The 25614-nt window shown below is 67.7% G+C and carries 20 protein-coding genes, 2 tRNA genes and 3 pseudogenes; 7 read left to right on the top strand and 18 right to left on the bottom strand.

Going from position 1 to position 25614, the window contains the following annotated elements; all coding sequences use genetic code 11:
• The first annotated feature begins 23 nt into the window (after positions 1 to 23).
• Positions 24 to 1157: an FHA domain-containing protein gene (locus tag F8M74_RS10625; protein WP_228565831.1), complete on the top strand. Its 1134-nt coding sequence runs from the start codon at positions 24 to 26 to the stop codon at positions 1155 to 1157.
• 89 nt (positions 1158 to 1246) lie between these two features.
• Here F8M74_RS10625 and F8M74_RS10620 read toward each other — a convergent pair whose 3' ends face one another.
• Positions 1247 to 2962 carry a serine/threonine-protein kinase gene (locus F8M74_RS10620; RefSeq protein WP_141257723.1) on the bottom strand — a complete coding sequence of 572 codons (1716 nt, stop codon included), beginning with the start codon at positions 2960 to 2962 and terminating at the stop codon, positions 1247 to 1249.
• Between the two features lie 120 nt (positions 2963 to 3082).
• Between F8M74_RS10620 and F8M74_RS10615 the strand changes: the two genes are divergently transcribed.
• Complete coding sequence (locus tag F8M74_RS10615) at positions 3083 to 3850, top strand: FHA domain-containing protein (RefSeq protein WP_141257724.1); 768 nt, start codon at positions 3083 to 3085, stop codon at positions 3848 to 3850.
• Positions 3851 to 3904: 54 nt separating this feature from the next.
• On the opposite strand, the gene F8M74_RS10610 is transcribed toward F8M74_RS10615, so the two are convergent.
• Positions 3905 to 4267: a TraR/DksA C4-type zinc finger protein gene (locus F8M74_RS10610; protein ID WP_011553247.1), complete on the bottom strand. Its 363-nt coding sequence runs from the start codon at positions 4265 to 4267 to the stop codon at positions 3905 to 3907.
• 126 nt (positions 4268 to 4393) lie between these two features.
• Here F8M74_RS10610 and F8M74_RS10605 point away from each other — a divergent pair, with 126 nt between their 5' ends.
• Complete coding sequence (locus F8M74_RS10605) at positions 4394 to 5275, top strand: diadenylate cyclase (RefSeq protein ID WP_020478587.1); 882 nt, start codon at positions 4394 to 4396, stop codon at positions 5273 to 5275.
• Between the two features lie 8 nt (positions 5276 to 5283).
• Here the strand turns inward: F8M74_RS10605 and F8M74_RS10600 are convergent, their stop codons facing one another.
• From F8M74_RS10600 to dnaK, 6 genes are all read right to left on the bottom strand, one after another.
• Complete coding sequence (locus F8M74_RS10600) at positions 5284 to 5841, bottom strand: PspA/IM30 family protein (protein WP_141257725.1); 558 nt, start codon at positions 5839 to 5841, stop codon at positions 5284 to 5286.
• A 15-nt stretch (positions 5842 to 5856) separates the two neighbouring features.
• Complete coding sequence (locus F8M74_RS10595; protein ID WP_141257726.1) at positions 5857 to 8136, bottom strand: vWA domain-containing protein; 2280 nt, start codon at positions 8134 to 8136, stop codon at positions 5857 to 5859.
• Between the two features lie 49 nt (positions 8137 to 8185).
• Positions 8186 to 10717: an AAA family ATPase gene (locus F8M74_RS10590; protein ID WP_141257727.1), complete on the bottom strand. Its 2532-nt coding sequence runs from the start codon at positions 10715 to 10717 to the stop codon at positions 8186 to 8188.
• 50 nt (positions 10718 to 10767) lie between these two features.
• Positions 10768 to 11178: a thiol-disulfide oxidoreductase DCC family protein gene (locus F8M74_RS10585; protein ID WP_141257728.1), complete on the bottom strand. Its 411-nt coding sequence runs from the start codon at positions 11176 to 11178 to the stop codon at positions 10768 to 10770.
• Positions 11178 to 12053, bottom strand: a complete 876-nt coding sequence (locus F8M74_RS10580) for a hypothetical protein (protein WP_141257729.1) — start codon at positions 12051 to 12053, stop codon at positions 11178 to 11180. The genes F8M74_RS10585 and F8M74_RS10580 overlap by 1 nt, the downstream gene beginning before the upstream one ends.
• 200 nt (positions 12054 to 12253) lie before the next feature.
• Positions 12254 to 14164 (bottom strand): molecular chaperone DnaK, encoded by a 1911-nt coding sequence (gene dnaK, locus F8M74_RS10575; protein ID WP_141257730.1) that lies wholly within the window; start codon positions 14162 to 14164, stop codon positions 12254 to 12256.
• Positions 14165 to 14557: 393 nt separating this feature from the next.
• On the opposite strand from dnaK, the gene F8M74_RS10570 reads away from it, so the two are divergent.
• Positions 14558 to 15649: a diacylglycerol kinase family protein gene (locus F8M74_RS10570; protein WP_141257731.1), complete on the top strand. Its 1092-nt coding sequence runs from the start codon at positions 14558 to 14560 to the stop codon at positions 15647 to 15649.
• Positions 15650 to 15673: 24 nt separating this feature from the next.
• Here F8M74_RS10570 and F8M74_RS10565 read toward each other — a convergent pair whose 3' ends face one another.
• The 5 genes from F8M74_RS10565 to greB all read right to left on the bottom strand — a co-directional run bounded on the left by F8M74_RS10565 (position 15674) and on the right by greB (position 19836).
• Positions 15674 to 16435 (bottom strand): cyclopropane-fatty-acyl-phospholipid synthase family protein, encoded by a 762-nt coding sequence (locus F8M74_RS10565; protein ID WP_141257732.1) that lies wholly within the window; start codon positions 16433 to 16435, stop codon positions 15674 to 15676.
• Between the two features lie 47 nt (positions 16436 to 16482).
• Positions 16483 to 16788, bottom strand: coding sequence for a YbeD family protein (locus F8M74_RS10560; protein WP_140862407.1), 306 nt, complete (start codon positions 16786 to 16788; stop codon positions 16483 to 16485).
• 15 nt (positions 16789 to 16803) lie between these two features.
• Positions 16804 to 18123 carry a PhoH family protein gene (locus F8M74_RS10555; RefSeq protein WP_141257733.1) on the bottom strand — a complete coding sequence of 440 codons (1320 nt, stop codon included), beginning with the start codon at positions 18121 to 18123 and terminating at the stop codon, positions 16804 to 16806.
• 225 nt (positions 18124 to 18348) lie between these two features.
• The gene (locus F8M74_RS10550; protein ID WP_171410476.1) at positions 18349 to 19296 is read right to left on the bottom strand and encodes a deacetylase; all 948 of its coding nucleotides are present in this window, start codon (positions 19294 to 19296) and stop codon (positions 18349 to 18351) included.
• Between the two features lie 9 nt (positions 19297 to 19305).
• On the bottom strand, positions 19306 to 19836 hold the full coding sequence (gene greB / locus F8M74_RS10545) for a transcription elongation factor GreB (protein ID WP_011553233.1): 531 nt from the start codon (positions 19834 to 19836) through the stop codon (positions 19306 to 19308).
• Between the two features lie 192 nt (positions 19837 to 20028).
• Between greB and F8M74_RS10540 the strand changes: the two genes are divergently transcribed.
• Both F8M74_RS10540 and F8M74_RS10535 read left to right on the top strand, forming a co-directional pair.
• Positions 20029 to 20101, top strand: a tRNA-Lys gene (locus F8M74_RS10540).
• Positions 20102 to 20124: 23 nt separating this feature from the next.
• A tRNA-Glu gene (locus tag F8M74_RS10535) sits at positions 20125 to 20197 on the top strand.
• 200 nt (positions 20198 to 20397) lie between these two features.
• Here F8M74_RS10535 and F8M74_RS10530 read toward each other — a convergent pair.
• The 5 genes and pseudogenes from F8M74_RS10530 to F8M74_RS10510 all read right to left on the bottom strand — a co-directional run.
• Positions 20398 to 20973, bottom strand: a pseudogene (locus tag F8M74_RS10530) (protein kinase); the annotation flags it as partial.
• A gap of 17 nt (positions 20974 to 20990) precedes the next feature.
• Entirely contained in the window at positions 20991 to 21566 is a 576-nt protein-coding gene (locus tag F8M74_RS10525) for a DUF1629 domain-containing protein (protein WP_141257735.1), read from the bottom strand.
• 3 nt (positions 21567 to 21569) lie between these two features.
• Positions 21570 to 22887: pseudogene (locus tag F8M74_RS10520) on the bottom strand (AHH domain-containing protein).
• 1306 nt (positions 22888 to 24193) lie between these two features.
• Positions 24194 to 24898 (bottom strand): hypothetical protein, encoded by a 705-nt coding sequence (locus F8M74_RS10515; protein WP_141257736.1) that lies wholly within the window; start codon positions 24896 to 24898, stop codon positions 24194 to 24196.
• Positions 24899 to 24908: 10 nt separating this feature from the next.
• Positions 24909 to 25091 (bottom strand): DUF2381 family protein, encoded by a 183-nt coding sequence (locus F8M74_RS10510; RefSeq protein WP_228560746.1) that lies wholly within the window; start codon positions 25089 to 25091, stop codon positions 24909 to 24911.
• 92 nt (positions 25092 to 25183) lie between these two features.
• Here F8M74_RS10510 and F8M74_RS10505 point away from each other — a divergent pair.
• Positions 25184 to 25327, top strand: a pseudogene (locus tag F8M74_RS10505) (IS256 family transposase); the annotation flags it as partial.
• Positions 25328 to 25614 lie beyond the last annotated feature (287 nt).

Here is a 25614-nt window from a genome sequence, read left to right as displayed (position 1 = left end):
GCCCCGTAGATTCGCCTCCGCACATGTCACAGCTCCTGCTGTCCTCCCTCGCCGTGGTCTGCCCGAACTGTGACGGGTACAACTCGCCTCGCTCGGCTGCATGTGTGCTCTGCGGCCAGGCGTTGGGCGAGCCCGCTGCCGCGCCCCGCCCCGCCGCCACGAAGCCGCCCCTGGCCGTCGCCCGGCCTGGTACGCCGCCCGGCAGCCGGCCGGTCGCGGTATCCAATTTCCCCGGCGGCAAGGTGGCGGAGCCGGTGGTTCCGCCCGCTCCCAGCGCCATTCCGCCGGGCCTGCGCCCCTCTGCCCGGACGCCGCCCCCCACCGCCGCGGGCCTGACGGTGGAACGGCCGCCGCAGCAGCGCACCCCCACGGCGCCCCCGGGCATCATGGCCCGCACGGGTGGCGCGTCAGGCCCGGCCACCACCCGTCCGCCCCCGCCGGTTCCGGACAGTTCGATGCCCGGCCGGGCCGGCGTGGCGACCACGCCGCCGCGCCCTGCCCCTCCGGCCGCCTCCCGGTTCGGGCTCGCGGTCATCGCGGGCTCCACCCGGGGTCAGCGCTACAAGCTGCCTGTCACCGGTTGCGTCGTGGGCCGCCAGCGCGGTGCCATCCTGTTCGCGGACGACGCCTTCGTGTCGCCGCTACACGCCACCTTCCTGGTGAAGGATGGCGCGCTGTACGTGCGAGACGAGTCTAGTGCCTCGGGCGTCTTCGTCACTGTAGGGGGCACGGAAGCCCTCACCCCACGCACCCACTTCAGCGCGGGCCAGCGCCTGTTCCGTTTCACGGGCCGACTGGAGCCCCAGCCCCCCGTGACGGGACGACCCGCCATCTACGGCGCCCCGGTGCCACTGGGGCAGGCCGTCTACGGTGTGGAGGAGATGCTCGTCGGTGGCCGGGCGGGGCGCGCGGTGATGACGGCGGCGCCGCTGCTCACCATCGGCCTGGCCCACTGTGACTTGAGCTTCCCCGGCGACGAGGGCCTCGCGGGCCGCCACTGCGAGCTGTCCCCAACGCCCACCGGTGCCCTGCTGAGGGACTTGTCCGGGGGCCTGGGCACCTATGTGCGCCTCGCGAGCGGCATCGAGCGACCGCTGCGTCCGGGAGACCGCGTCCGCCTGGGGCAGCATGTGCTACAGGTGGAGACGCTGGGCTGACGCGGGGCAGGCTGCGCCCCGGTGCCCTGAAGGCATGAAGCTTCGTGTCCCGGGGCGGCACGCCGACACCGCCCCTTGAGACTCGCCCGTCAGGGCGACGTGGGCTGCGCCACGGTGCCGCTCAGGCGCTGCTCGATGAGGGCACGCGCCTTGGAGGCGGGCTGCTCGCGCAGGTGGCGATTCCACCAGCCCCGGGCCTCTTCCTTGTCCGGGTTCTGCCGGTGCCAGTAGACCTCGCCCAGCTTCAGGGCCAGCTCCGGGTCACCACTGCGGCTGAAGGCCTCGCGGTACTTCGTCGCCGCCAGCCCCACGTCCGCACGCTGCAGTGCCTTGTCACCCTCTCGCGCCAACTCCAGCGCGCGCTCGACGTTGCGCGCGCCTGCGACAATGGCCCGGTCGTAGAGCGGCACATCGGGGCTCGCGCCCACGGCGGAGTTGTTGGCCCCCGCCGGCACCGGCGCATTCGTGGGCAGCGCGTAGGGCAGGTCCTGCGCGCCCCCGCTGCCCGCACCCGTGAAGAAGTAGTAGGCGAAGAAGCCCAGCGCGGCGACCACCAGCAGGATGGTTAGCGATTTGAAGAAGAACGCCACCCCGCTGCTGCCGCCGGCCCCCGGCTGCGTGTGGACCAGCGAGTCCGTGTGCTCACGCGTGGCGGCCATCGCATCGGCGTTCGCGGGCAACGGCTCGAGCACACCCGGAAGGGCGCGCACCGTGGCCTCCATGGTCACTTCGTTGCCCCACCCGGTCAGCTTGGAATCCCGGACATCACTCTGCGGACCGGCGGTGGACTTGCGCGGCAACGGCGCCAGTACCGCTGACGAGTTGGCCGAGCGCCGCGGCGCCGAGTCCATCCGGCGGCGTTCCTTGTCCACGGCCTGCAGTTCGGCCTTGAAGGCCTCGGCGCTGGCGGGCCGGTCCGCCGGGTTCTTGGACAGCGCCCGGAGGATGAGCCGCTCCATGGCCGGAGAGATTCGCGCATCCGGCCGGCGGCGCGTGGGCGGCGGCGGCTCCTCGGTCAGGTGCTTGGTGGCGAAGCCCACCGCCGAGTCCGACTCGAAGGGCAGCAGGCCCGTCATCAACTGGTAGAGGATGACGCCCACCGCGTACAGGTCCGAGCGGTGGTCGAGCTGCGAGCCCCGCGCCTGCTCGGGCGACATGTATTCGGGGGTGCCGCACACGAAGCCCGCGCGGGTGAGCGCCGGACCGTCGTCCGTGGAGTCGGTGATCTTCGCGATGCCGAAGTCCAACACCTTGACGAAGTCGGGCTCGTTGCGCCGCGGCTCCACCATGATGTTCTCTGGCTTGAGGTCGCGGTGGATGACGCCGGCGCCGTGCGCGTCCGACAGCGCGCTCAGCACCTGGCTGACGATGCGCACCACGCGCCCCTCATTCAGGGGCCACTCGCGGCTGAGAATCTGGTGCAGGTCCTGCCCCGCCACGTACTCCATGGCGATGAACAAGGCCCCGTCCTCGGCCTGGCCGAAGTCGAGCACGCTGATGGAGTTGGGGTGGTTGAGGCGGCTGGCGGCCTTGGCCTCGCGCTGGAAGCGCGCCACGGTGCGCTCGTCCGACAGGAGCGTGTGCCGCAGCACCTTCAGCACCACCACCTTGTCCAGGGAGAGCTGCCGGGCACGGAACACCTTGCCCATGCCGCCCTCGCCAATGAGGGCTTCGACCCGGTACTTGTAGGCAATCGTCTTGCCGACGTACTCGTCCGTATCGGGCGTACGCACGAGGGTCGCGCCACAGGCGGGACAGAAACGGGAAGATTCTTGGGCGTCAGCGCCGCAGGAGGGGCAGTGCAAGGAAACGATCCCCAAAGGGGTGGGACACCGACTTCATCACGCCGCTCGGGTGGGGGGCAAGCCGCGTGCAACGCAAGTCGAGCAACCGCGCCCCGGCCCTGGTACAACCCCTAGCCCTCCATGGACGCGATGGAATACTGCCCCCGCTGTGACACCGAAAATCCTCGGGACGCCTCCGTCTGCCGGGCTTGCGGCTCGCCGCTGCGCTCCGGAACGATGGTGATGGCCGTCGCCAGCGTCGCGTCGCGCCCGCAGGTCTCCATCCGCGTGGTGCGCGCCGATGGCGGCCCCGAGTCCGTCGTCCGCATGCAGCGCGACACCCTCACCTGCGGCCAGCAGGCGGACATCTCGCTCACGGACGACCCCTTCATCATGCCGCTCCAGGTCCGTTTCTTCTTCTCCGGCATCCGGCTGGCCGTGGAAGACGTGGGCGGCGCCAACGGCGTCTTCGTCCGCCTCCGCCAGGAGCGAGAGCTGCCCCCCGGCGGCGAGCTGCGCCTGGGACGCCAGCGGTTGGTGCTGGAGCCCATTCCCACCGCGGCCACTGGACCGGGCGGAACCCAGGTCTGGGGTTCACCGGATCCCGGCTACCGGCTGAGGCTGGTGCAACTGTTGGAGGGAGGCCTGCGAGGCGGCGCCTTCCCCCTGCGCGAAGGCGACAATCTCCTGGGCCGCGAGCAAGGCGACCTCACCTTCCCCACGGACGGCTTCGTGTCCGGGCGGCACGCCGTGCTGCAGGTGCGGCAGGACCGGCTGCAGGTCCGGGACGTGGGCTCGTCCAACGGCACCTTCATCCGCCTGTCGGGCCCCACCTTCGTGGACAACGGGGACCACTTCCTCATTGGCCGTCAGCTGCTGCGCGTGGAAATCCAAGCGCCAACGGCCTGAAATGCCAAGGGCCGCACGGGGGTATCCCCCGCGCGGCCCTCACTGCCTAGGTGATCAGCCGTAGGATTTCTCCTTTTTCTCCTGCTCTTCCTTGCAGCGGATGCAAAGCGTCGTCACCGGGCGCGCATCCAGGCGCTTGGGCGAGATGTCCTCTTCGCACCGCTCGCAGACGCCGAAGGTGCCGTCCTCGATGCGGACCAGCGCCTTTTCGATCTTCTGCAACAGGAACTTCTCCCGGTCCCGCAAGCGGAAGACCATTGACTGCGCATACTCGGAAGACGCCAGGTCGATCTCATCGGGAAGGTCGTCCGTGTCGAAACTGGACTCCTCCACCAGGGTCTTCTTGGCGCTCTCGAGCAGGCTCGCCTTGCTGTCCTCGAGCATCTTCTTGTAACGCTTGAGATCTTTCTGGTTCACAGCCTTCGCTCCAGTTCAGCGAGGTTTTGGGGCCCTGCACCCCAAAAAAAGGGCCCGAAAGCTTCATTCATGAGGTCTTCAGTGTCAAGCTGACGTGGGTATGACCAAGGGTGAAGGGAGGGGCGTTTGACCGAGAACACGAAGTTTGATCGGGAGTTCCTGCGCTCGGCTCTCTCGTTGGCCGGCAAGAACGAAGTCGATCACTTCCTATATATCTGCGACACGCCCATTCCCGCTGAAGAGTTTCGCGGCCGGCCTGCGCGCAAGAAGCTCGTCTACGCCGTCACGATGCCCAAGCTGGCGGAGGAGCACCTCGCCAAGAAGGTCCGCGCGCTCGTCATCCCCGCGTACGACTACTCCCGCACCGAGCGCGTGAAAGTGGCGCTCGTGTCCGCGCTGTCCCAGGGAGCGTTCAAGGAAGGCGACCTGGTCCTGTGCATGACGGGCAAGGTGGGCCGCGCGCCGGACACGCTGATGCAGACGCGCATCGGCGGCTCGCTCGATGACCGCGTCGCCATCGAAGGCGTGAAGCTGGGCGACGAGTTCAACTCCCAGGTGGTGGACGCCCTCATCCAGCTGGCGCTGCAGATTGGCCAGGAAGGCTTCGAGGGCCACCCCATTGGCACCATCATCACCATTGGCGCCCACAACACCGTGATGGAGAAGAGCCGGCAGATGACCATCAACCCGTTCCAGGGCCTCTCCGAGGCGGAACGGAACGTGCTCGACCCGAAGATTCGCGAGGCCATCAAGAACTTCTCCGTGCTCGACGGCGCCTTCGTCATCCGCGAGGACGGTGTCGTCCTGGCCGCGGGGCGCTACCTGTCCGCGGCGGATGAGGCCGTGAAGATTCCACTCGGTCTGGGCGCGCGGCACGCTGCCGCCGCCGGCATGACGTCCACCACGGGATGCATCGCCCTGGTCGTGAGCCAGACGTCCGGCGCGGTGCGGCTCTTCAAGGGCGGCAACATCGTCCTGGAGCTGCACCAGACGGCGCGCCGGACCTGAAGCCGCGCTCACTCCTCCTGCGACTTCTCCTCGCGGTAGATGTCCGCCAGTGCGTGCGCGCGCTCGATTTCATCCCGAGCCGCGTCCACCACCAGCGCCTGGTCGAAACGGGCCACGCGCTCGCGCAGGGACTCGGTGACGAGCCCGCCCATGGTGAGCCGCGCGGACGCGCTCTCCCGCTCGTGGCGCAGCTCCATCACGCGATCGCCCAGCTCGCTCGCGGCCTCCAGCAACAACCGCCCGTCCGACTCGGCTCGCTCCAGCGAATCACGCGTGCCGGCCAGGAGGTCCTCCGCCTGCGCCTGGTCCTTCTCCAGCACGCGCACCGCCCGAGCGTCACCGCGCTCCTTCGCGGTGGCACGCCGCGAGGTGAGCTCCAGCAACCGGCGCGCGTAGCGCTCCTCCGCGCGCACTAGGTCCGCCTTGAGCGCCAGCAGCGTGGCCGCGGACTTACGGACTTCGGCGGCCTGTCGCTCCAGGTTCTCGATGAGCTGGTCGAAAGCAGCCAGCGGGTCCGCTGGGCGTGACGGCTCCTTCTTTCGTCTCCTCAGCAGGCCGAAGAACATGGGCGTGGGCGCAGCCTACCCGAAGGGCCGGCACAACAGCCGCACGCGCTGCAATGCCTCCTGCGTGGCCTGCCCACCCGCGGACAGCGCGGACAGGTAGCGCGCCGGGGTCAATCCGTACACACCCAGCAGGTGTTGAAGCAGCAGCAAGCTCTCCGCCGAGCGCCGGTCCGCGGGGGCCAGCGACGCCGCCTCCACCAGCGCGCCCAGGATGTCCGCCACACGGTGCGTGACGTCCTTGCCAGTCGGCTCGGCCCCGGGGGGCAGCGTGGGATTCTCCGGGAAGAGCGCATCGAACGAAGCGTCCACCGCCACGGTCCGCGGAGCGGCCCGCCCGGCGGCGACAGCCTCCAGCGCCTCCAGGTGCGGCGTGAGCTGCTCCAGCGCATCACCGGACGCCGGCACGTCACGCGGCAGCAACGTGCGCCAGGGCGTGTCGAACTCCGTGCGCGCCCACAGAATCTCCTCGTCGGAGAGGTGGTGGTAGAAGGCGCGGCCTCCGGCGGCCCGCTGCTCCCGGACGAGGAGGCGGAGGTCCGGGTTCTCCTCGCCCAGGGACACGAAGCTCAACGCGATGTCCAGCGCGTCCATGGGCGCGCGGGTGCGGCGGATGAGCTCCAGGTCCACGCGGTCCTCGCCATCAGTGATGAGCACCACGGTGGCCCGAGCGAGGTACGGGTCCCTCCCCTGCGCGGCGCGGATGGAGTCGAACGCGGACATCAGCGCGAGCGTGATGTCCGTCTGCCCCTCCGCGGGTGACTCGCGGAAGAGCTTCTCCAACTGCCGGGTGGCCTCCAGCGCGGAGTCCACCCGCGCCAGCTCGGTGGGCACGTCATTGAAGAAGCTGAAGTACAGCGGGTCGAATTGCTCGCCCCGGCGGGCCTTGACGCGCAGGTTGTTGAGCTCCGCGATGACAATGGCATCCCGGAAGCGGGCTCGCGCGCCGTGCATGGAGCCCGACGCGTCGCAGACGTAGACCCGCACCGCGGTGCGCTTCACCTTCCGGGAGCGCGGGGGCGGCTCGTCGTCCAGGTACGCGCGCACCAACTGATGGCTGGCGGCCAGGTCGCGCAGCAGCATCCGCGGGTCCGTCAGGACGAAGTTGTTCACCTCATGGAGGCTGCCCGTCGTCTCGTAGGTCATCGTCTGCGTCGGGTACGGGACACGCCGGGACACCGCCCGCGCGGTGCGCGTGTCCGCCAGGACGATTTCCTCCGACAGCGCGTCCTCCACGTCGAAGTAGCGGGCACAGCCCGCCGCCAGCTCGAACGTGGAGAGCTGCTCGGGTTCCAGTGAGAAGGCCAGGTCCGTCAGCAGCTCATCGGCCTTCGGAGGGCCCGGGACTTCGTCAGGCGCCGTGGGCGCTTCGCCGAACCAGTGCGACAGGCCATCGAGCTCCGCGCGCTCCATCAGCGACGACAGCTGAGGAGGTGCCGGCAACATCGGTGTCAGCGCCGCCCGGGCCGCGTCCGCCAGCGCCGCGTCCCCTGCCTCCAAGGCCCGCTCGTAGAGCCCCTTCAACGAGCGGTAGGCCACCTGGGGCTCGCGCCGGGCCGTGTGACGCACGTGCCGCAGCAACTCCTCCATGGAGCGCACGGCCGGAACGGCCCGCACCCGCTCGCGGGCTTCGGCCACCTGGCGCCGCAGCACCATGCCTCGCTCGCGGTCGTGGTCCGCGCCCAGGCGGATGAGCAGTTCGTGCGCCACGTCCAGGTCCCGGCGCTTCTGAATGACGTCCGTGGGGTTGGCCCGGGCCCGCTCCGCGAAGAACTCCGCCACGGCCAGACGCGCACTGGAGGGCGCAAGACGCGGGGTGCGCCCATCGGTGCGCCCGTAGATTTCCAGCGCCGCGTCGTCATCCTCCGGCTCCGAGGGAGGACGGGCGAAGAGGTCCGCCACCTTCACCACGCGCGCCAATTGGATGAAGCCCTTCTCCAGCACCGCGACCGCGCCGGGAAGCGGCTCTCCCATGCGCCAGGCCCGCTCCACGAGCACCAGACACGCCTCCACCTCCTCGAGTGCTCGATGGGCCCTGTCGAGCAGCCCCTGCGCCAGTGTCCCCGCCCTGCCCTTCCGCAGGCCCAGCTCCTTGAGGAGCCGTGCGTCCGCCGACGTGTGCACGCCCACCCGGTCCAGGTCCCGGTCCAGCGAGGCCAGCATTGGCAGCGCGACATCCCCGGGCCCGCGAGCACGTCGCCCCAGCAGCGTCCACGCCCGCCAACCGCCGTGAGCGGGCGCGGGCTGGTGGAGCGCATCCAGCCGCTGCCGGAGATCCGCGAGGCGCCGGGCCAACACGCTCAGCGCCCCCTCTCCGCTTCAACCTGTCGCTCGCGGGACAGCCGGGTCATGGTGTGGACCGCCGCGCCAGCACCTGCCGGCTGAAGCGCCCGAAGTCCTCGTCGATGCCGCGCAGCTGCCCCTCCAGCCGCCGAGCCCCCTCGCCCAGGTCCCCGGGCATGGTCCCCAGCAACGCGAGGACACCCCGCAGCCGAACCAGCTCGCCTTCCTTCAACGCGAGCATCGGGAAGCGGCTGCGCACCAGCCGGTCCACGGTGCGTTCGGCATCCGCGCGCTCCGTCATGGATTCGGGCGGTGGAAGCGACGTGAGCAGCTGGGTCAGCCAGCTCCGCAGGTATTTGACGCGCGTCTGGACGAACCCGAGCTCCGCCTGGGCCACCGCCGAACGCACGGCCTCCGACAGGAAGCCGGGCGCTGCGCCACCGTGGTTCGCGGCCAGCTGCCCGTCCAACCCCAGCAGCGCGGCCAGCTCTCCATCAGGCGCCTTCGCCGCGAAGTCGCCCCGGTAGAAGACGTAGGCGTCCCCGTTGAGCACCGACGTGGACGCGGGCGGCGGGCTGGGCACATCGCGCGTGAGGAGATGGGCATGCTCGCGCAGCCGGGACTCGATAATCTCCCGGCACTCGGCGAACACCGCGTCGATGGACACCCCCTCTCGCCGGAGGTTCTCCGCCACCGACTGCACCGCGCGCCCGTACTGCTCGATGCGTTCGAAGGGCGTGGAGGACAGCACCTCCCGGGCGTAGGCAATGCCCAATGGGAGCAGCAGCTCCTGCTTGAGGCCCTGTTGCGTGGGGTCCAGGACAGCCAGGGCGTTCTCCAGCTGCGTCAGGCGGCGCGAATCTCCCGCCAGCGCTTCGAGCGGCTCCCGACGTCCCCGGGCCAGGTTACCCTGGAACGAGAACACAGCGCGCCGGCGCAGCGCGGACACGACCCGGCTCCGGACCTCAGCCTCGGCCGTGAGCAGGCGCTCCGATGCGGCGGGGGCGCCGTCCGACAGCTGTCCCGCCAGATCCCCCGTCTGGGAAAGCTCCTCCTCCAGGTTGTCCGCCAGCCCGACCAGGCCCTCCAGCTTGAGCCCGTCCTCGAAGTCCACGCTCTCCGCGGACAGGGCGATCATCTCCTGGGCACCTTCCAGAAAGCGGGCCGTTGCCTCGCACAACGCCCCGTAGCCGGGCCGCAGCTCGGGGACGCCGCGACAGAGCGTCAGCACGTCGCCGAACGACACCAGCAGTGCGATGCCGCCCCGCCCCTCACCGTGCCCCGCCATGCCACGCGCCAGCCGCTGCTCCTGCGCCGCCACCAGGGCCCGCGCCGCCGCCACCAACGGTATCCGGTTCTGCGCATGGCGCGGCCCGGGCACCAGCTTGGCCAACAAGGCCCGCGCCGTGGTGGAGACAACGCCGGGCTGCCAGTTGCGGCTCACGGACTCGACGGAACTCACCTCTTCGGAGGACCCGAGCGCTTGCGCCTCGCGCTCCACGCCGCCCCCCAGCTCCCGCTGTATCTTGGCCAGCGCTTCGTCGAAGGCGCGCTGCTCCAGGCGGACGATTTCGAGCTGCGCCCGCTCCCGAGGGTCCACCACGGACTTGAGCAGCGCCTCCGTCTCCCCCGCTGGCGGCCCTCCCAGGAGGAAGAACCAGCGCAGCGAATCCAGGTCCTCGACGGTGGCCTCCAACGCCCGCTCGGGGCGCCGGTAGATTTGATCCCGCACCACCGCGGCCTTCAGCGCCCACAGCGCCTTCACCACTGAGCGCTGGGAGAAGTACTTCGTCGGCACGTAGTCCGGCAGCTTCGCCACCTGGGCCGCGAGCGCGCGCTCCAGCGCATCCGCCAGCAACTCCACGCCTTCCATGACGTGGCTGGGCACCACCACCCTCGTCACGGCGTCCTGCAGCAGGTCCACCTGCTGCAACGACAGCTGCGCGCGCAGGTCCGGCCGGGCGTAATGGGAGAAGCGTTGCAGCATGGCCGCCCGGCTCTCCCGGCGAGCGAACGACTTGGGCACGAAGCAGATGAAGCTCAGCCGGTCCGCGAAGGCCAGGAGCAGCTCCGGCGAGCGCGCCAGCACCTCGGAGAGATACCGGTTGCTCGTCATGACGACGCATTCGATGCGCCCCGTCGTCACCCGGCGGCCGTGCTTCAGCTCCCGCTCATGCAGCACGTTGAGGATGGAGCGCAGCAGCATGTCCCGGCCGTCGAAGACCTCGTCCAGGAAGGCGTGCTCGGAGCCCAGCATGCCTTCGTCGGTGAGGTACTCGGTGCGTCCCGTCTCCGTGAGCACCTTGAAGTCCACCGGGCCGATGAGGTCCGTCTGCACGGTGGACTCGGCCAGCTGCTTAGAGAAGAGCGACGGCAAGCCCGTGCGCTCGTCGATGATGCGCCCCAGGACGGCGCTGGCGATGGCGCTCTTGGCCGTTCCGGGCGGGCCCACCACCAGCACGTGCTCGCGCCCCAGGAGCGCCAGCTCCAGTTGCGTGAAGAGCGTCTCTCGCTCCAGGTAGGCATCCCGGAGCTCGGTGAAGAAGTGCCGGAAGGCGCGCGCGGCCTGGAGGTATGTGGACGGTGGAGATTGCACGGACGAACCCGAGGTGGCGGGGAAGCGCCATGCTATCCGCCACGCGCGTCCTATTTGAAGTGGACCACGCACGCCCCGTCTGGACATTGACGTCCCGCGATGCGGAAGCGATAGCGGGCCACGACGCGGTAGAGCGCATCCAGTAGCTGCCGCAGGCCCGGCACGTAGTACACGCGGAGCAGCCGTCCCAGCGGCCGTCGGCCCAGCGCCAGGACAATGGCCTCCAGCCCCTCCACCACGGCCCCATCCGGGAGGACCAGTTGCAGGGCCCGCTCACAGCGGTCCGCCGTGACACCCGGGAAGGCTGCCAGCACCCCGTCCTCCCGAAACGAGCGCAGGCGCGTCCCCCTCCCGCCCAGCAGCCGCTGGAGCTGCCGGGCCGACCCACCGCACAGGCGACAGTGCCCGTCATAGAGAATCACGTCATGCCCGGGAGGCGTCGTCCGCAGCACGGGCGCCATCAGCGAGGCCTCAGCGTGTCATGCAGGTGCGAATGCACCGCGCGCCAGATGTCGTGCTGCCGCTCGATGGGGTCCATCAGCGTCATGCCCACCGACGTCGCGGGCGAGCTGCCCTGGAAGGCCGAGTACTGACGCACCTGCGTGCCCCCCGCGCCGTCCTCGGCGAAGACGAAGCGATTCGTGCCGCGCAGCGGGTGCCCATCCAGCGTGGTGATGTGCAGCGTGTTCGCGCCCGGCTCCAGGCGCACGGTGATGGGCGCCCACACGGGCGGAAGACCCTTTTCCTCCAGGAACAACTTCGCGCCATCCACCAGCGCCGCCGTCGCCGGGCGGACGCGGATGCCGGCGGCCTCGAACACCGCCGATGGGTGACGGACGAAGTAGGCGTAGGCCTGGGCGGGCGCCACGTCCGGGATGCTGCTGGTATAGTCCGTCAAGGACGTGGGCGCGCCGGGGATGGGCGGACTGGGCTTCAGGTGGTCCAGGTGGATGCGCGCATAGCCATCCATGACGGCACCATCCCCCATCAACCGGCTGGCAGCCGCGGCTTCGGATTGAGCGGCCGTGAGCGCCCCCTGCCGCACCTGCTCCATCAGGTTGCCCGTGGGCTTGGGCGGAAACGCGCCGCCCACGCCGAAGTCGAACTGGTTGTCGGCGCCCGTGCGGGGCCCCGAGCGCGGCCCGGGCACAGACAGCGCCGGTGGATGCCCCGAGGAAGGCCCCCGGTAGGGCTCCACCGTCGAGGACGCCATGGCGGAGGCCGGCCGGCACTGCGCCGTGCGAGTGGGAGGAGGAACAACCGCCGGCGCGGCGGCACCCTCGGAGGGAGCGGTACCGGGCGGGAGGAAGGACGGTGACGACTGGATGCGGGACATGGAACGCCAGCCCCTGCACCCCTGCCGCCAGTCCTCGCCCCAGTCCCATCAACCCCTTGGCACGGCCCGACGTCCCGCTTCCCGTACGCCCATCCTCCCTTTCGGAACCCCCCTCCGCCCCGCAAAGCAGAAGGGCCGGCCCCACACTCGCGTGGGAGCACCGGCCCTCTGCGTTACTTCAGCGGCTTACCGCTTCCGAACTAAGACTGGCGGAACTCGGCGTCCACCACGTCGTCCTTCTTGGCGCTGGCCTGCGAGCCCGGCGCCGCGGAAGGACCAGCACCCGGAGCGCCCTCGGCGCCCGGCGCGCCGCCCGTGGCGCGGTACATCTCCTCGGCGGCCTTGTAGCTGGCGGCCTGGAGCGCATCGAGCGCCGTCTTGATGGCGTCCTTGTCCTGGCCGTCGCGGACCTTGTTGAGTTCCGCCACCGCGTCCTCGAGCGCCTTCGCCGTGTCCGCGGACAGCTTGTCCTTGTTCTCCTTCAGCAGCTTCTCGGCCGCGTAGGACTGGCTCTCCGCCTGGTTCTTCATCTCCACCAGCTCGCGGCGGGTCTTGTCGGCCGCCTCGTTGGAGCGGGCGTCGGCGACCATCTTCTCCACCTCGTCCTTCGCAAGGCCGGACGAGTGGGTGATGGTGACCTTCTGCTCCTTGCCCGTGGCCTTGTCCTTGGCGCTGACGTTGAGGATGCCGTTCGCGTCGATGTCGAACGTCACCTCGATCTGCGGCACGCCACGCGGCGCCGGCGGCATGCCCGTCAGGTGGAAGCGGCCGAGGCTGCGGTTGTCGCCCGCCATCTCACGCTCGCCCTGGAGCACGTGGATCTCCACCTGCGTCTGGCCGTCCGCGGCCGTGGAGAAGGTCTCCGACTTGCGCGTGGGGATGGTGGTGTTGCGCTCGATGAGCTTCGTCATCACCCCGCCCAGCGTCTCCACGCCCAGGCTCAGCGGCGTCACGTCCAGCAGGAGGATGTCCTTCACCTCGCCGGAGAGCACGCCGGCCTGCACCGCGGCGCCCACCGCGACGACTTCGTCCGGGTTCACCGAGCGGTTCGGCTCCTTGCCGAACAGGCGCTTCACGGCCTCCTGCACCTTCGGGATGCGCGTGGTGCCGCCGACGAGGACAATCTCGTTGAGGTCCTTCGGCTCCACGCCCGCGTCCTTGAGACACTTGCGGCAGGGCTCCAGCGAGCGCTCGATGAGGTCGTCGATCATCGCCTCGAACTTGGCGCGCGTGAGCTTGACGTTGAGGTGCTTCGGACCCGTCGCGTCCGCGGTGAGGAACGGCAGGTTGATGTCCGTATCCATCGCGGCGGACAGCTCGATCTTCGCCTTCTCCGCCGCCTCCTTCAAGCGCTGGAGGACCATCTTGTCCTTGCTGACGTCGAGCCCGGTGTCCTTCTTGAACTCGGTGATCAGCCAGTCCATGATCCGCAGGTCGATGTTGTCACCGCCCAGGTGCGTGTCACCGTTGGTCGCGAGCACGTCGACCACGTTCTCGCCCACCTCGAGGATGGACACGTCGAACGTGCCACCGCCGAAGTCGTAGACGGCGATCTTCTCGTCCTTCTTCTTGTCCAGGCCGTACGCGAGCGCCGCGGCGGTCGGCTCGTTCACGATGCGGCGCACGGTGAGGCCCGCGATTTCACCCGCGTCCTTGGTGGCCTGGCGCTGGGCGTCGTTGAAGTACGCGGGGACGGTGATGACCGCCTCCGTCACCTTCTCACCCAGGTAGTTCTCCGCCGCGCGCTTCAGCTTCAGCAGCACCTGCGCGCTGATCTCCGGCGCGCTGTACTGCTTGCCGTCGATGTCCACGCGCGCATCGCCGTTGGGCCCCCGGGCGACCTTGTAGGGGACCAGCGTGGCCTCCTCGGACACCTCGTCGTGCCGCCGGCCCATGAAGCGCTTGCTGGAGTAGATGGTCCGCTCCGGGTTGGTGATGGACTGGCGCTTCGCCACCTGACCGACCAGACGCTCCCCGTCCTTCGTGAACGCGACCACCGAGGGCGTGATGCGGCTACCTTCCTCGTTGACGATCACCTTGGGCTCGCGACCCTCCATGATCGCGACCACACTGTTCGTGGTGCCCAGGTCGATCCCGATAATCTTGCCCACGGTTCCTATCCTCCGGAAAAGACTGCGTTTTCTCTGAAAACTTCTGATGTACGCCCAACGTAACCACCCACCCCTCGCTGTCAAACGCGAGGGGCCACCGGGCCGCACACCTGAAGGTGGCACTCCTCGCTGCGTAGCGCAGTGCGCAGGCCCACACGCACCGCGTCACAGTCGTGCCACCCGCACGCCACGGGTGCGTAACGCGCTCTACACCGCCGTCACCCCGAGGTAGCAACCGGGCGGGCTTCTGAACAGCAGGGAACGATTCAACCCCTTGGAATCTCAAGCTCGCTCGCCCACTGACGCCTCGCGTCATGACTTGGCGAGGATTGTGCACTGGGTACGGGTGTCGCCGCCCGGTCCCCCACCGGCGCAACCTTCGGAGCCGCCCTCATGCTGGTCCAGCCCCTCCGCTCTCCCGATCTCCGCCGTGCGCCCACATCGGACGTCACCGCCGAGCCCAAGGTCGCGGTCCTGCTGAACGCCAACGCCCGGAAGGTCGACGCTCGGGTGGTGAAGTCCCTGTCCCATGTGGTGCCGGAGCAGGACCTGTTCCTCTCCCGCTCGCCGCTGGACGCCCGCCGCATCATCCAGACGGTGCTGGAGCGTGGCTACCCCATGGTGTTCACGGGCGGCGGTGACGGCACCTTCATGGGCTTCGTGAACGAGGTCCTCCATCAGGTGGGTCCGCGCGGCCGTTTCGCGGGGAAGACGGCGCCTCGCTTCGGCGTCCTCAAGCTAGGCACCGGCAATGGCCTGGCCGCCTACGTCAACGCCTCCGGCACCCGGAGCGACGGCATCCTCAATGACGTGCTGCGCGCCCGCACGGGCGAGGTTCCGGGCTACCGCCCCATGGACCTGCTGATGGTGGACGGGCAGCGCGCGCCCTTCGCCGGGCTGGGCGTGGATGGCAAGGTGCTCAACGACTACATCTGGGTGAAGGAGAACCTGGGCAAGGGCTTCTTCAAGAGCGTCCTCAGCGGCACCGGCGGGTACTTCTCCGCGGTGGCCTGCAAGACGGTGCCTCACTATCTCACCCACTCCCACTGGGTGGAGTGTGAGGTCGTCAATGGCGCCTCCGAGGCCTACCGGCTGGGGCCGGATGGCGGCGCGATGGGCGAGCCGCTGGCCCCGGGTGCCACCCTCTTCCGCGGCCGGCTGATGATGGCGGCGGCGGGCACCATGCCCTTCTACGGCTACGGCTTCCGCATGTTCCCCTTCGCGGGCCAGCGCCCGGGCTTCATGCAGCTTCGCCTGGGGCAGGTGACGCCCACGCAAGTGCTCACCCACCTGCCCAAGCTATGGAACGGCCGCTGGTTCCCCGAAGGCCTGATGGACTTCCACGCCCGCGAGGTCACCATCCGCTTCGCCAACCCCATGCCCTTCCAAGTGGGTGGCGACGCGGCCGGCTACCGCGAGCAGGTCACCATGTCCGTGGCACCGGAGTCCGTCGAGTTGGTGGACTTCACCGGCGCGCTGAACTGAGCGCCCGCCGGGTGCCGCCCCTGGCTACCCGCGGTCGCGGGACGCTGGGGGCTTCTCGCCCTGCTCCTTGCGGCGGCCCACCACGAAGGCGTAGCTGACGCTGGCCTTGCCGTTGCTCTCGCGGTGCAGCGCCAGTTCCTCGCGGAGCGCGGCGGGTTGCGAGCCAGGGACGGACGACAGGAACGTCTCGATGTCCCGGTAGTGCGCGTCCAGCTCCGCGTCATGGAGCGATTCGGCGGACTCGGGCTCGTAGCCGGCGCCCTCCACCACCTGCAGCAGCTCGCGCGGCAGCAGCAGCGGCCCGGCGACGCGGCGCTCCCAGAAGTCGAGCGCGGCCTTGGGAGCAAAGCGCCCCACCCGCGCGGGGAATGTGAAGCCCAGCCGCCCGCGCTTCGACAGCAGACCGCGCATGTTCGCGAGCGTGGCCTTCAACGGGTAGAGCACGCGGCCCTGGATGAGGATGCCGTTGAACTCCCCGTCGGACAGGCCCAGCGCGTCCAGCGACACGCGGCGGACTTCAATCTGCTCCGCCAGCCCCTGCGCCCGCACGCGCTCACGCACCGGGTTGAGGAGGGTGTCGTCGGTGTCGGCCGCGACGACGGTACAGCCCATCTCCCGGGCCAACAGCAGCGCGGCGCTTCCATCGGGGCCACAGCCGAGCACCAGCACGCGCGAGCCGGGCTCCAGCTGGGCCACCTTCGCGAAGCGCCGCGTTGCGTCATCCGAGCTGAAGGCGCGCCGGACATCCGCGGGGTGATACAGCGGGAAGGGCTCAGGCGGGCTCATGGCTCCCCATATACCCGCCTCCTCCAGAGACTTCCAGCCACGGCCCCCTACAAGTAGTAGATGACCCGCTCGTCCTTGTGGAGCCCATCGTAGATGGCGCGCCGCTGCTCCTCGGACAGCAGGTACACGGACACGCTCAGGGAGACGTACTTGCCCTTGCTGCTGGGTTGCTCGTGAATGGAATCCGGCGAGAGTTCCGTGCCCAGGAACCGCTTGAACAGCTCACGGACATGCTCCACGAAGCCGGCCCCCTGCGCGCCCATCACCTTGAAGGTGTAGACGGAGGGGTACTCGATGAGGGGCTTCTTCTCCCCTTCGCCGGCGGGAGGGCTTCCTGCGTCTTCCTTCGTCATGTCTCGTACCAGAGGCTACAGCAGGTTGGCGGCGAGCTCGGCCAGGGCGCTGCGCTCACCCTTGGACATGGTGATGTGCGCCGCGATCTTCTCGCTCTTGAAGCGGTTGACCACGTGGACCAGGCCATTGTTCGTCGCGTCCACGTACGGGTTGTCGATCTGGAACGGGTCTCCCGTGAGGATGATCTTCGTGTTGTCGCCCACGCGGGTGATGATGGTCTTCACCTCGTGCGGCGTGAGGTTCTGAGCCTCGTCCACGATGATGAACTGATTGGGCAGGCTGCGGCCACGGATGTACGTGAGCGGCTCGATCTCCATCAGCCCCAGGTCCAGCAGTTCGTGGTAGCCGCGCCCGGCCTTCTTGTCCGCGCGGCTGAGGTTCATCAGGAACTCCACGTTGTCGAAGATGGGCTGCATCCAGGGGTTCAGCTTCTCCTCGACGCTGCCGGGCAGATACCCGATGTCCCGGCCCAACGGGAAGATGGGACGGCTGACCAGCAGCTTCTGGTAGAGCCCCTCCTCCGTCACCTTCTGCAGGCCCGCGGCGATGGCGAGCAGCGTCTTGCCCGTGCCCGCCTTGCCGACGATGGTGACCAGCTTGATGTCGTCGTTGAGCAGCAGGTCCAGGCAGAAGGCCTGCTCCATGTTGCGCGGGCGGACGCCCCACGTCCCGTCCTTGATCTGCCGCACCAGGGGCACCAGGCGGCCCTTGGGCCCGTTGAAGCGGCCCATGGCGGTGTGGGACGGATTCGTCTCGTCCTTGAGGAGCACCACCTGGTTGGCGAAGAGGGACTCGGCGTCCGGCAGCTCCACCTCGGCGCCCTGGCGGTACATCTGGTCCACCAGGTCCTTGGGGACCAGCCGCTCGGCGAAGCCGGTGTACAGCTCCGTGATTTCCACCCGCTCGGTGTCGTAGTCCTGGGCGATGAGGCCCAGGGCGTCGGCGCGGATGCGGAGGTTGGTGTCCTTGGTGATGAAGACGGCCTGCGTGTCCGGCTCCGCCTCCATCAGGTCGAGCGCCACCCCGAGGATGCGGTTGTCCATCAGGTTGCTGTCCGCCATGGACGGCGGCAGCGCACGTTCGGTGAAGCTCACCCGCAACAAGCCACCGTGCGGCAGAGGCACCCCTTCCTTCAGGGAGCCCTCGGCGCGGAACGAATCCAGGTAGCGCGCCACCAGGCGCGCGTTGCGGCCCAGCTCGGAGAGATCGCGCTTGAACTGGTCGATCTCCTCGATGACGTAGATGGGGATGATGACGTTGTTGTCTTTGAAGCCGTAGATGCTGCGGGGATCGTGAAGAAGGACGTTGGTGTCGAGAATGAAGTTCTTACGCATCGTGGGTTGCGCGACCTGAAGGTTCGGCTGCGACCGCGAGGGACCGTGCGACGGTGAGTCTCCTGACCACTATAGGCACCGGCTTCAGGGGAAACAGCCTGCTTGTCGCCAGGACGTGCGGCTGTCCGAAACCCCACGCCCCAGACGCCGGGGATGACGGCGGTCCGCATGGCGCCTTTCGGCGAGTCACCATGGATGAACCCTGTAGCACGAGCGGCCGTCCGTTCAGTGCGCCACGACAGGCGCGAGCGGATCATATCCGAGCAGCTCCGCCACCCGCTCGGGCGGCGGCCCCGGGGGCATCCGCTCCCAGGGAAAGCGCCGCTGGAGCGTCTCCTCATCGAGCGTGAGCTGCCGCCGGGCCTCCAGTTGGAGCGCGTCATCCCACGTGTTCGCATCGAAGTGCTGCCCCAGCCGCGAGCTCAGCGGAGACACCATGGGCGAAGGCTTGAAGGCCACGGCCTCTCCGTGCTCGTCCCGCATGCAGTGCAGCTCCACCGCCCACGCATGGAGCCAGCGCGGCAGGTACCGCCCCGCCTGACGAAGCGCGAGGAAGCGGCCCTGCGCGGCGCCATCCACGAAGAGGAAGCGGCGGTCATAGACGCAGGCGGCAGCGAAGGTGGACGGCGTGAGGGCCAAGGCCTCGGTGCCGATACGGCGGGCCATCAGCAGGAGCACGTCCAGGATGTGGCCGGCGAGCTTGAGCCCGGGGTGGTTCTGCCCGGGCAGCGGCGGCCGGTTCCAGTCGAAGGCGCGCCCCGGGTTCTGGAGCAACAGCGAGTCCAGGTACAGCAGCGGCGTGGTGGCGAGCGCGTCACCGAGCCCCACCTCGGCCCCGGTCGTCCGCCGCAGGTCCAGGTCCGCCACGGGAACGTAGAACCGCCTGCTCCAAAGGATGATGCGTGGCCGGTACGGGTCCGTGCACACGACGCGAAGCTCCAGCGGCCCCACCCGCTCCTCGACGCGCTGGAACAGCCCATAGGCACGCAGGGCCCGCTCCAGGCCCTGGGGGCTGTAGGTGCCGAAGACGAGGTCCCCGCGGGAGGCTTCGGCGCTGCCCAGCCCCAGGTCTTCCAGGGTCATCCCCGCGCTCTCGGAAACGGCCAGGTCCGGCCCGCTCAGTGCCTGATAGATGCGACGGTAGCGGGGGTTGATGGGCTGAATCCGAGGCATGGCTTCCACCTATTCGTAGCGGATGTCCACCACCGTGAGTTCGATGTCCCCGCGTGGCCGCCGCACCTCGACCGAGTCACCCACGGCCTTGCGAAGGAGCGCCCGCCCCATGGGGGATTCGACGCTGATGCGCCCGCCCGAGGCGTCGATCTCGTCGGAACCGACGATCTGGTAGGTGCTGCGGCCGCCGTCCTCGTCCTCCAGGCTCACCGTCGCCCCGAAGAAGACGCGGGAGCGGTCGGTCTGCTCGGCGGGCGTGACGATGGTGGCGGTGTCCAGGCGCTTCTGGAGGAAACGGAGGCGGCGGTCGATTTCGCGCAGGCGCTTCTTCCCGTAGATGTACTCGGCGTTCTCTGAGCGGTCGCCCTGAGCGGCGGCAGCGGAGACCTCGGCCGTCACCTTGGGGCGCTCCTCGTTGAGAAGGTGGACGAGCTCGCGGTGCAGGCGCTCAGCGCCCGCTCGGGTGAGGTAGCGGCGGAACGGGGCCCGCTCGGCGTCGTCCTCGGTCTCCTGTTCATCCGGATGTACGTCCTGGGACATGGTTCCTGTATATCGCCACGGGGTGACACGCGGCGAAGGGCGCTGGCCCGGACGTTCACCGGAAATCGGTCGGGGCGCTGTCAGAAACGGTCCCATGCGCTCGCCAGTGGAAAGCGTCGCCGAGTGCTGGTAGGAAGCGCCTGCCCCGGGGGCTTCCGGGGTGCTGGCGAAAAATTTAAAAAAGAATAGTGCGAGTCGCTAGCTCAGCTGGTAGAGCACCGGCCTTTTAAGCCGAGGGTCGGGGGTTCGAGCCCCCCGCGACTCATGTAGTTGAAGTGAAGGTGTGCTGTCCCCGTCGTCTAGAGGCCCAGGACGCTGGCCTTTCAAGCCGGTAACACGGGTTCGAATCCCGTCGGGGACATGTAAAAACGCGGGGTTGGACGGGTCAAACCGTCCAACCCCGTTCGTTTTTGGCCGTTCAGTGCTGTTAGCGCGCTGTTAGCGCGCCCCTCTAACATCGGGCAGCGCGCCGCACTTTCAGCCGTCCAGGTCTCCCCTCTTCTCTACAACCTGAACAACAAGACCCATTGGTGTTGCGACACGCTCCGAAGCAGCCGTCGCTCAGAGCGTCGTCACGTCATCCGGCTTGCGCTTGCCGCGACCACGAGGCGGCAGGGTCGCCATCGAATCCAGCGCCTCTTCAGCCTGAGCTGCCCGCGCTCGCACCTCTGCTGCGGCATCGGCCTTCGTGAAGGTGCCGCCAAGCCAAGCCGTCAGGTCGGCCGCCAACTCCCCCGCCGACTGGTAACGTTCCCGAGGGGCAACCCGAAGGAGCCGGTTCAGCGTCACGCGCAGCCCCTGGGGGAGCCCCTCGGTCATCGTGTCTACGTCCGCAGCCGTCAGCGTCGCCGCGCGCCAGATCGCGTCGGCCACCAACGGCGGCGCCCCCGCGAGCGTAGCCCGCTTGACCGCCCGAGCCACCCGCCGACGCTTCTTCGTGGGCAACGAGCCCATGACTTCGGGCGTGATGTCGTCTGGGCAGAAGAGCAGATTCTTCCCCGTCGCCAGTTCGAGCAGCACGACGCCCAGCGTGAAGAGGTCGGAGCGCGCGTCGACGCTCCCTCCAAGCAGCATTTCCGGTGACGAGTAGAAGTGGTCCCCCAAGGGGCCGCGCGCGGACGATGCCATTCGCCCCGGTGGTCTGCCCCCGATTTTCAGACCTCTTCGAACTTGCCGCCAAAGATGCCATTCGCTTCGAGGGCGTCCTTGATCTCTTCGTCGACAATTATCGGCGAGTGCCAACCCCACGCTCGAAACACGCGAGCTGTACCTACCTTAGACTTGTCGATCCGAAGCCCCATTACTGAGCGGTACTCCCCTACCCTCTCCGTGTATTCATCCGCGGTGCGTATCTTAACCTCTTTGCACGCAGCATCATCAATGCATCGAACAGTCCGGGCTATATTGAGCAGGAAATAAGACGCGGACTCGCTTTCTACATCGACAGGAAATAGCTGCACATCGTCAGGAGCCATTTCACGCAACACCGCGGCCACACGCTCACTTACAATCGGAGTCCGCCCGGCTCCCGCCGTCGTGAAGTCCAATGCGCGACCAGGCCGCGAGAGTGGGACACGCAGCCGCTCATTAAGCTCAACCGGCCGCCCCTCCGTAAACTGCCAAATATCCCCTATCTCTTCACCTGCCGGGCTCCTGGGGTCCGAGAAGTACCAACGTTCAGGCACATAAACGTCGATGCCCAAATCATAAAATCGGCGTCCTCCTGACATCTCTTACCGCTCCTTCGTAATGAGCCGTCTCAATTCGGAATTCGGGGACATAAGCTCCCGGGCAATCTTCGGCAGCTCTTTGACAAGCTCAGCACGACACTGCGAAACGCCCCGACATCCGCGCGTTGCATCGTCAATGCGCCTGAGAACCACGCTATGATACTCGGCAGGATGGGGACCCTGGTGCCCCTTAATTCGCACGAGATTTGCGACGTCATTGAGCGCCATCTTAGCGCGATTGAAAACCTCCTGGAAGAGAGGTGTCCACGGCCCGCCGGTCGCGTCCGAGATGGAATTCTTGTCCGTGCAGATGTGATGCACGTTGCCGTCGGGGTCACCCCGGATTCCCCCGACAGCTCCCACCGCAGCCCCACCGCCCTCGCCTGCGCCCATCGCGACCGCCGCGACCGCCGTCGGTGCGAGCGTCACGTTCAGCACCCCAGCCGACGAAATCGAGATCGCCTGAACCTCCCCAGCCAGCGCGCCCGATAGCTGGAAGCCCCCCCTCCAGTTGAGCCCGAGACGCGGCCTGGGCGAAGCCCGGCATCTTCGGCCCCTGTGCCGCCATCGCACTCTTCCCGCCCAGCGCGGACAGCGCGACGATCCCCAGGACGCGGGCCCCGTTGTCCCCCAGCACCTTCCCGAAGCGATGCCCAGCCCGCTCCAGGTCCGCGAGGCCCGCCGCGTCACGGGACTCGTCGAGCAAGCGCAGAAACCCCTGCCCGAGATTCCACACCGGCCCCGTCCCAAGATAGGCAATCAACGAGGCCGTCAGGGCAATCGCGATGACCTTTGTAATGGGCTCAGGCGCGACCAGCATCACGAGCGCCACCCCAATCATGCTTGTCACCATCGCTCGCAGGGCGGCAGGATTCACCATGTCGCGAATCGCGTCCTCGACGCCCTCCCACACCGTGTCGAGCGCGAAGTAGAGCGCGAGCATTCGCCGTTCGGAAGGGCCCAGCGAAAACCCACCGGCAAGCATGCTCAGGCAGCTATGGGGCTCGTCCTACCGCTGGCAAATGCGCTCGTATGCCGAAGGGACCGATCTGCCTCGCGCGCCGTCAACGAAGCCCTCGGACGATGCGAGCAACGAGCGGCGACCGTCCTCTTCAACTTCCCTGAAGGCGACGTCGAGCCTCATGTCTAGCACGAGCTGCGCGACAGCACGCGTGAACTCGTCGTTGCCTATCTCGACAGGGTCGGACTCAACTGGAGTGAAGGCGATTGGCTCTCCACCCCCAGTGTGCAGATGCACGACACGGGTCGACGCGCACCCGCTCGCAAGCAGCAACAGTGCAGCAATTACTAAAGCTCTCATGTAGCCCCCGGGTCAGCCGCCAGCACATCGGCAAGCAAGGGGCCACATACCAGCCGAGTCTGACAATCTCCATGGTCCTACGAGACTAAGCCAACTGCCATGACTCTCGAACAGGCATAGGAGGAGGCGAGCGTAGATGAGGCGGAAGAAATAGAGCGGGCCCCTCGCTTGGCTCTGGAGTGACGTGTCAGCTCCACACTGACACGTCACTGACGTGTCAAGATTTCGCTGCCACCGGGTCGCCATTTCTTCCGAGGGCCAATTTCTGGCAACTTACGGCGCGGGGGCATCCGGCATAGCACTTGCTTAGCCACAAACTACCACGCCGCTGGCGTGGCTCGTCCCATTCAAAAGGAGGAGATGGATAATCAGACACTGCGAACCTGGCCCGTCGACAAGACAGATATCACAAGCAACGCACACTGGTAGGGATTCGCATTCCGCTGCAGGGACACAACCTCACGCACTGAGTGCCTCTAAGACAGACTCTAGTTCACAGAACAGGCGCGACATCCACCTAGCTTCGCGGCATGAACTGTCGTGGAGCGCACGATGCGAAACTTTACAAGCGCGCATCATCACCGAAAGCAAATCACCCATGACCATCCAGAAAAGCGTTTCCAACGGCAACTCCGACACGTTCAGGACAGTGCCAAATAGACCAACGACACTCATCGCAGTAGCCAAGGGGTCTCGTGCCGTGACGGGCTCATTTACTTGGCCCAACAACAAAACCACATCATTCAGCATTCCGAAGCAGAGTCGGGCTGTCCTTCTCTCAAGCGTGGCTGGGAATGGCGAAGACATCATCGTCAGGAACACGGCACCTACCACCGAGCCCATGACACTCATCGAGTTCACTTTCTCGGAAGGCCGGTGACGCGCGGGCTGCGCGCAGGGCTAGACTCCTGACATGAAAACCATGTCCCGCGAGAATCTGACTCCCACGCAGCAACTCTTCGCGGCAATCATTGGTCATTGAATCACCCAGGTCATCGGCTCCGTGGCCCGTCTGCGGAGCGCGGACCTGCTCGCGACAGTGACTCACTGGCGGCCGCGCTCGGCGTCCCCCCAGACACCTTGTTCCGACTGATGCGCGGCGGCATCACCGTCGGACTCTTCGAGATCGCCTCTGAGCGGCCCTTTGCCCTGACACCGATGAGCGAAGGGCCGCACTTGGTCAAATCAACTCCGCCGACTTCGCGTCCGCGACGAATGCAGGGACGATGTCCACTTCGGCTTCATTGTCCTCGGCTGCGGCATCACGCGCCTGCGTCGCCGCTGTCCTGACATTTGTTAGAGGCGGTTATTCGGCCTTCAAATTAAAGCTGTGGACCCACCCCTTCCGCTTCGGCTTGATGGCCGTCTCCACCTCGTAGCGCACACCGACCTTGCCGAAGTCCTCATACCCAACCACGACCACCGGGACGTCGGGCTTCAGTTCCGCCAAGATGTCCTCTTCGAGCCACCGGTTTGCCTTGCGCGACAGACTGATGGTGTCCGAGAACTCGGATGAAAGAACGAGGGTGGCGCGTGTCCCCTTGGCGAGATACGTCCTGTGCTCGAAATAGTACTCGTCAAGGCTGATCTTCGCCTGCCACCCGGAAAGAGGCACGCCCGGGTCGGCTGCACTCCACTGCCCACCGGGGGCAAACTCGCCGAGTGCGGCGTCGGCCCCCATGCTCATTCGCTCCGAGACATACGCAGCCACGCTGACGGCTCCGAGCCTCACGGGTGCGCTATCATAGGATTTGAGTAGCGCATGCCGGACGTTCAATTCCAGCTCCTCTCGAGAAAGCCCACGTGGTACGCGCACCCTCACGACTAGGCGCGGCGCCCCAGCAATGTCGGGGCGATCCATGTCTATGATCTCATAGCGGGGAGTGAAATCAGGCTTGACGCCCAGCACCTCCGCGGCCGTGGGCTGCTTCGCGAGCTCCTTCGGCGCCGGCTCGCTGCAGGCCAAAATCAGGACCACAACAGCCAAGAGCTGCAATCGGAGAGCGAGCATGCCCAGGAGGCTACTGGCGCCCGGCTTGGCGGAGCAACCGCCCCACACGGCTGATCAGGAGAAGTGTCGGCGTGTCATGCGCAACATGGACGACAGGAGAGGGCTCTGCCGCTGCGCTGGGAACCGTAACAACCCACTTTCTCCGCATGCGGACTGCGGCTGAAGGTTCAGCCTGCACAGCAGCGCCCCACACGAGCGCGAGCGGGGCAAGTCCCGAATCGTGTGTAGTTGTTGGCCCGGAGGGGGTACGGGGTTACCGAGTTTGAATCCCCCGCGCACGAAGAGGTGCAGGCCTACCTGCGGGCGCTGTGACGTGGTGCCATTCGGATGGCGCTGGAAGCCCTGCTGGAGGAGATACGGGAGTTGGTGGGGGCTGGAAGGTGGCAGCGGATGGTGGGGCGCGTGGACGTGCTCAATGGCAGCTACCTGAGCACTCGCCCAGGCTAAGCACGCGCGCAAGGAGAGCGAGCTGCCCGCCCTCGACGGACACCGGGCGGCGACTGACGGCGCTCTTCCGTCCACGGATGGCCCACGACCGCATGCAGGTGCGTATCGGCGTGCAGGGAGAACGTGCAGGGAGAATCCCTCCAGGAACGCCGGGCGCGCAGGCGCCTACACGATTCGTCAGGGGCGGAGCGTGCGCTTCAGTGATAGGCCATGCTGCCATGTCCGGCGACTCACCCGTCCCCACCCCCGGCGGCTTGCCCACCCTGCAC

Origin of the sequence: Myxococcus sp. CA023, assembly GCF_010998615.1 — a bacterium.
In the GTDB taxonomy this organism is placed as follows: Bacteria; Myxococcota; Myxococcia; order Myxococcales; family Myxococcaceae; genus Myxococcus.
This window is presented reverse-complemented; position numbering and strand designations above follow the sequence as displayed.